General features: G+C 55.1%; 6 protein-coding genes. 3 read left to right on the top strand and 3 right to left on the bottom strand.

Features of this window, described 5'->3' with window-relative positions:
- The first annotated feature begins 153 nt into the window (after positions 1 to 153).
- On the top strand, positions 154 to 378 hold the full coding sequence (locus tag HMPREF2572_RS00050; protein ID WP_148132247.1) for a hypothetical protein: 225 nt from the start codon (positions 154 to 156) through the stop codon (positions 376 to 378).
- Positions 379 to 449: 71 nt separating this feature from the next.
- Here HMPREF2572_RS00050 and HMPREF2572_RS00045 read toward each other — a convergent pair whose 3' ends face one another.
- The 3 genes from HMPREF2572_RS00045 to HMPREF2572_RS00035 form a co-directional block, all read right to left on the bottom strand.
- Positions 450 to 2,213, bottom strand: a complete 1,764-nt coding sequence (locus HMPREF2572_RS00045) for a monovalent cation:proton antiporter-2 (CPA2) family protein (protein ID WP_070495236.1) — start codon at positions 2,211 to 2,213, stop codon at positions 450 to 452.
- Between the two features lie 119 nt (positions 2,214 to 2,332).
- Positions 2,333 to 2,782 carry an MBL fold metallo-hydrolase gene (locus HMPREF2572_RS00040; protein WP_246827724.1) on the bottom strand — a complete coding sequence of 150 codons (450 nt, stop codon included), beginning with the start codon at positions 2,780 to 2,782 and terminating at the stop codon, positions 2,333 to 2,335.
- Positions 2,783 to 2,882: 100 nt separating this feature from the next.
- Complete coding sequence (locus tag HMPREF2572_RS00035; RefSeq protein ID WP_019269930.1) at positions 2,883 to 3,848, bottom strand: TIGR03571 family LLM class oxidoreductase; 966 nt, start codon at positions 3,846 to 3,848, stop codon at positions 2,883 to 2,885.
- A 179-nt stretch (positions 3,849 to 4,027) separates the two neighbouring features.
- Here HMPREF2572_RS00035 and HMPREF2572_RS00030 point away from each other — a divergent pair, with 179 nt between their 5' ends.
- Both HMPREF2572_RS00030 and HMPREF2572_RS00025 read left to right on the top strand, forming a co-directional pair.
- Positions 4,028 to 4,927 carry a LysR family transcriptional regulator gene (locus HMPREF2572_RS00030; protein WP_019269929.1) on the top strand — a complete coding sequence of 300 codons (900 nt, stop codon included), beginning with the start codon at positions 4,028 to 4,030 and terminating at the stop codon, positions 4,925 to 4,927.
- Between the two features lie 218 nt (positions 4,928 to 5,145).
- Complete coding sequence (locus HMPREF2572_RS00025; protein WP_003755202.1) at positions 5,146 to 6,489, top strand: FAD-dependent oxidoreductase; 1,344 nt, start codon at positions 5,146 to 5,148, stop codon at positions 6,487 to 6,489.
- The last annotated feature ends 120 nt before the right edge of the window (positions 6,490 to 6,609 follow it).

Below are 6,609 nucleotides of genomic sequence, written 5' to 3'. Positions count from 1 at the left end.
GTTCGGGATCGGAGAGGCTGTGCCATTGTCCGTAGAAGCGCAAGAGCGACGCGAACGAATGAAAAAACAGTTCGCCGACTAAAATATAGATGTAGAAACCTTAAAAGGCCGTCTGAAATACTATTTGCACTCATTCCCGATTTGCCGCAACGGATGTTATCGGACGGATTGGCAAAAGCGGAATTGCCCGCCGTCCGCACAGGCTTGGGATTCATCGATCGCAAGCTCGGCGGCTTTCTCGAACTGGGCTGGTATGCTTATCAAATGAAGCTCATCGGCACAGGCAACACCCCGCAGCCGAAACGCTCCGCGTGGGCGGAACTGTTCCGCCTGCTGAAAAACATCCGCCAACACCGCCTGCGTTCCGAACGGGCGTAAAAAGTGCGGTGGAATTTTTGCAATTTTTCGCTTAAATTCCATCGCTTGCAGCTACAAAAGTGCGGTCTATTTTACGAATTTTTCTTTATATTCCCCAACAGTAATCTGCGCCCTTCAAATTCCTTGCCGGCAATTTCCAAAGCGAAGCGTTCTTTGTCGGCGTCGCGTACTTTGTCGTGTATGGCACGTAATTCCTGCACGCTAGCACCCAATGCCTTGACGATTTCATCGCCCATTTTCATGGAAGAATAGAAGGTTTCGCGCACTACGAAATCCGCTTCCGCTTTCACTAGGGCCAGCGCATTGCGTCTGTCCCAGGCGCGCACGAACACCTTGGCGTTCGGGTTGATATGATGAATATTTTCCACAATTCTGACCGCACTTTCTCCGTCGTCCACGCATACCGCTACGATGTCGGTGTGTTCTACGCCGCAGGCATGCAGCACGTCGGCGCGGGTGGCTTCGCCGTAATAGACTTTGAAACCGTATTCGCGTGCGACGTTGATGGTGTCGGGATCGTTGTCCAGAATGGAAATGGTGGCACCGTAGGCTAGCGGCATTTGGCTGACCACCTGCCCCATGCGCCCGAATCCGATAATCAGCACGTTGCCGTTGAGTTCGCCCGCATGTTCTTCCACATCATCCACTGCCGCAGCTGCGGGGGGTTCTTTGGAACAGCGGTCGAACAGCATAACGCTGAAGGGTGTCATAATCATGGAGAGCACCACGATTGCCGTCATATTCGCTAGCACTTCCGCATTAATCGCCCGTTGTACGGCAGCGGAGGCGAGTAATACGAAGGCGAATTCACCGCCCTGCGACATCAGTACGGCGCGGTGTATCGCGGTGCGATGGCTTGCTTTGGCAAAACGCGCCACTCCATAAATGGCAAGGCATTTCAAGATAATCATCAGTACAGTGGCGGAAAGAATTACCTTCCAGTTATTGAGCACCGTTGCCACATCCAGCGACATCCCGACAGCTAAGAAAAACAGCCCGAGCAAAAGGCCTCGGAACGGTTCGATATCCGCTTCAAGCTGATGACGGAAGTCGGATTCCGACAGCAGCACTCCCGCCAGAAACGCACCCATCGCCATAGACAGACCGCCCAGCTCCATTAAATAAGCCGCACCGAGTACCACCAGCAGCGCGGCGGCAGTCATCACCTCGCGTGCTTTGGATTTTGCCAGAATTTTAAACAGCGGATTGAGCAGCCAAATACCTGTCGCAATCAACGCTGCCAAAGAAAGCGCGGCAACACCGATTTTCTGCCATAGCGGTACGGCATCGGCAACGGCATTGGGATTATCGGGTGCTAGAAATGCTACAATCGCCAGCATGGGCACAATCAGCAAATCTTCAAACAGCAAAATGGAGACAATGCGCTGACCTTGCGGTGTGCTGATTTCATGACGTTCGTCCATAATCTGCATGACCATTGCGGTGGAGGTGAGTGTAAAACCTACCGCCGAAATAAACGACATCACTAAAGAAAAACCGTAAGCCAGCCCGATTTGGGTAAGGAACAGACTGGAAAACGTCACCTGCAGGGTACCCAAGCCGAAAATCTGATTACGCAATTTCCATAAATGCGACGGCTTCATTTCCAGCCCGATCAAAAACAGAAACATCACCACGCCGAATTCCGCAATATGCAAAATAGCGTGGGAATCGGTAACGAGCTTTAATCCGAAGGGTCCGATAACCAGCCCCGCAGCCAAATAACCCAGAATTGAGCCTAGACCTAAACGTTTAAATAACGGCACGGCAACTACCGCCGCCCCCAATAACACCACCACGTGCAATAAATCGCCGTCAGCTGCTTCTACTGCCATAATTCCAGCCTTTGTTAATTCATAAAAATTTTTCGTATTATAAAGGAAAATCGCCGTAACACAAAAAAGCCGTCATTTGACGGCTTCCTCTAAGAAAAGTGCGGTCGGTTTTTGTTAAATTATTGCACTTTGCCGTCGATTTCGATCGGGGTATATTCCACCGGCACCCAAGTATAGCTGCCGTTGCTTTCGGCACGGATGTGTCCGATGCCGGGGAAGGGCATGTGTGCGCCAGCTATCCAGATTTTACGTGTGGCGGCATCTTTGAGCGCGGCTTGGCGGCTGGCGCGTGCCTGTTTGGGGTCGCTGTCAAACTCAATGGCGATTTCGGGATCAAGCATTTGCAGTGTGTGGTTGTGCATCAAATCGCCCCACACCAGCATGGTTTGTCCTTTTGAAGTGAACTCGATGCCATTGTGCCCAGGCGTATGACCGGGGCTGGGGCGCGAGCGCATTCCGGGTACGACTTCTTCGCCACTTTGATAAAAACGCACTTTACCTGCTTTGGCATAAGGCGCTACGGCTTCACGCGCTAGCGTTGCCAAGCCGCGTAGGGTTTCAGACGGCATTTCAGGCAGCCTGAAAACCTAAAAAGTTCCCTCCTCCATTTATAAAGGAGGACTAGGGGGCGTTCAGACGGCGTTTCAGGTTGCCTGAAACCCCCAAATCTCACACCGCAAAATGCGGCATCACGTTTTCGGCGAAATCCTGAATGGTTTCCAGCGCGCCGCGCCGTGTAGGTTTTAAGTTCACGGTAATGTGTGCCACGCCGTCGGCCTGCTGTTTCTGCCAAAACTCGACGATGCTTTTGGCGCCGCCGCGCAGGTAGATGTTGTTGTAGAACTCGGCGGGCGCGTTCGGGTCTTCCAAGAGTTCGACGAAATTCGCTACGCCAAAGGGTTTCCAGGTTTCGCCGTCGCCCAATTCTTTGAGCGTGTTGACGATGTCGCCCAGTTTTTCGGGAGCGATGCCGTACCAAATCCATGCGTCGCTTTCTCGGGCAATCCATTCCAGCTCTTGGCGGGCGCGGCCAATAGCGAGCATCGGCAAACCGTGTGCGGGTTTGGGCACCAAGTCCAAATTGCCGCTGAATCTGCCGTAGTGTTCGCTATTGAACGCGGGGAATTTTTCCTGCGTCAGGCGGCGGATGATTTGCCACGCTTCGCGGTAGCGTTCGGCGCGGTTGTTGAAATCGGAGGCAAAGGCGGGGTATTCGGTGGGGCGGTCGCCGCTGGCCAAGCCGAGCAGGAAGCGGCCGCCGCTGATTTGTTCCACCGACGCGGCTTCTTTGGCGGTGAGCACCGGTTCGCGCAGCGGCGACACATAGCCCGCCGAGCCGAGCGCAACGTTTTGGGTGAGCGCGGCGAGATAACCCAGCGTTACCGACGGGTCGTAAATCTGCGCGACATCGCCAAAACTCGGGTCGTAAAACGGCACATCGCGCACCCACAGCGTGGCAATGCCGCTTTGGTCGGCGGCTTTTATCACGGTGGCGAAGTCGTCCATTTCGGGCACGGGGCTGTCGGGATAGCCTTTGAAGGGCGCAATCAGGCCCAATGTGAGTTTGCCCGGTTGGAAAGTGCGGGCGAAACCGCGATGGTTTTGCAGGCGTTCGGGTAATTTCAGCGCAGTCATTGTTTTGCTCCTTGTGATGAGTTTTTGCACGGGATGAAGTATATTTGTTTTATTCGGGAATGTGCTTCCCTAATCTCGGGCAAGAAAATACCAAATGTAGGTCGGGCATTGATGCCCGACATTTTTAAATTTACCTGTATTTGTCGGGCATAAATGCCCGATCTGCGCAAGAAAAATTTATGGAACTCAACAATCTCAACGATATGACCGCCTTTGTCGCCAGCGTAAAAAGCGGCTCGTTTACCGCCGCCGCCAAACAACTCGGGCTCACGCGTTCCACCATCGGTAAACGCATCGCCCGCCTTGAAGCGCGGTTGAACGTGCGCCTTTTGCAGCGCAATACGCGCAACCTTGCGCCCACCGACGAAGGGCGGCTGTTTTACGAGCGCTGCACCGCCGTGTTGGAAGAGCTGGAAAACGCCGAGCAATGCCTCGCCCAACGCAGCATCGAGCCGCAAGGCCGTCTGAAAATCAGCGCGCCGCTGGTGTTGGGCAAAACCATCTTGCCGCCGCTGTTGGCGGATTTTCTCCACCGCTATCCGCAAACCAGCATCGAACTCTCGCTCACCGACGACTACGCCGACCTGATTTCAGACGGCTACGATCTCGCCCTGCGCAACGGCAATCCGCCCCAATGCGACAGCCTGATCGCCCGCACCGTCGGCAGCCAGCAAATGCTCACCTGTGCCGCCCCCGGCTACCTCGTTCAACACGGCACGCCGCAAAGCCCCGACGATTTGGCACGCCACCAATGCCTGCATTTCCTACACGGCGGCCGCGTCAGCCGCTGGCGTTTTCAACAAAAAGGCAAAGAAACCGCCTTTCAGGGCTGCGGACGCTTCAGCGCCGACAACGGCGAAGCCCTGCTGGAACTCGCGCTGTCCGCATTCGGCATCGTGCAACTGCCGCATTATCTGGTGCAAACCGCCCTCGATTCAGGCAGCCTGAAAAGCGTTTTATCCGATTTCCAACCCAAACCCGTGCCCGTGATGGCGGTGTACCCCAGCCGCAAACAGCTCTCGCCCAAAGTGCGGGCGTTGGTGGATATGATGGGGGAAGCGTGGGGGAAGGCCGTCTGAGATGCCGCCGGCCATTCCAAAAAAGCTGCCTGAAAAACAAAAAAGGCCGTCTGAAAACCTAATTCCGGGTTTCAGACGGCCTGAGACCTTTGCAAAATCCCCCAAAATCCCCTAAATGTCTTGGTGGGATTTTGGGGGATTTTGCAAAGGTCTCATGTAAAAATAAATCGATAAGGTCTATAATTGGCGCGCAATCCATCATTTCACAGAGACAAATTATGCACACACAAAATCTTATTATCGGCTTTGGCAAAGCGGGCAAAACGCTGGCGGCAGATTTGGCGAAACACGGGCAGCAGGTCGTGCTGGTGGAACAGTCGGCGCAGATGTACGGCGGCACTTGCATCAACATCGGCTGTATTCCCAGCAAAAAACTGATTGTCGAGAGCGAGCAGCGCGGGCATAACGCCGACAAAGCGGCAGTGTTTGCGGCGGCGATGAACGCGAAAAACACCCTGATTCCGAAATTGCGCGCCGCCAATTTCGCCAAACTGGACAATCTGGACGGCGTAACCGTGCTCAACGCGCGCGCCGAGTTTCTCGACGATCGCACGGTCAAACTGACTGACCCAGACGGCGGCGAGCAAACCCTTACCGCCGAACGCATTTTCATCAACACCGGTGCCACCCCGCGCCGCCTGGGTGTGGCGGGCGAAGACAGCCCGCGCGTACTGGACAGCACCGGTGTGCTCGCGCTGAACGAACGCCCGCGCCGCCTCGTCATCATCGGCGGCGGCTACATCGGCTTGGAATTTGCCTTTATGTTCCACGCTTTCGGCAGCGAAATCACCATTCTCGACGGCGGCGACCGCTTCCTGCCGCGTGAAGATCGCGACATCGCCGAAGAAATGCTGCGCGTATTAAACAGCAAAGGCATCAAGGTGTTGCAAGGCGTGAAGATTGAAGCGTTCCGCGACAATACGGCGGACACCAGCGTCATCACGTCGCAAGGCGAATTTACCGCCGACGCGGTGTTGGTGGGCGTGGGGCGCGTGCCGAACACGCAAGGATTGGGCCTGACAAACGCGGGCATCAAAACCGACCAGCGCGGCTTCATCCTCGTTGACGACCATCTGCGCGTGCAAGGCAAAAACCACATCTGGGCGATGGGCGACGTGGCGGGCAGCCCGATGTTCACCTACATCTCGCTCGACGACTACCGCATCGTGCGCGAACAGCTTTTCGGCGACGGCAAACGCAACCGCGCCGACCGCACCCCGTTCCCGACCGCCACCTTTACCGAGCCGCCGCTCGCTCATATCGGCTTAACCGAAACCGCCGCGCAGCAATCGGGGCGCGAGGTGAAAGTGTTGAAACTGAAAGCCGACGCAATTCCGAAAGCCAAAATCCTCAACCAAACCGACGGCCTGCTCAAAGCCGTGGTGGACGCGCACAGCGGCGAAATTCTCGGTGTAACCCTGTTCTGCGCCGAAGCGCACGAGATTATCAACCTGTTCAAAATGGCGATCGATCACCGCATCCCCGCCACCTACATCAAAAACCAAATCTTCACCCACCCGACCATCGCCGAAGGGCTGAACGATTTGTTCGCGGGCTGCTAAAAAACTGGTTGTAAAACGACCGCACTTGATACGGAAATGCCGTCTGAAAGCGATTTCAGAATCGGTGCGGGTATGTTGTTTGTAACCAAGTTTGTAGAGGCCGTTTTTCTTTGTCCAGCG

Origin of the sequence: Neisseria sp. HMSC064E01, from assembly GCF_001808875.1 — a bacterium.
Lineage (GTDB): Bacteria > Pseudomonadota > Gammaproteobacteria > Burkholderiales > Neisseriaceae > Neisseria > Neisseria sicca_A.
The sequence above is the reverse complement of the archived record's forward strand: the minus strand, read 5'-3'. Positions and strand labels throughout refer to the sequence as shown.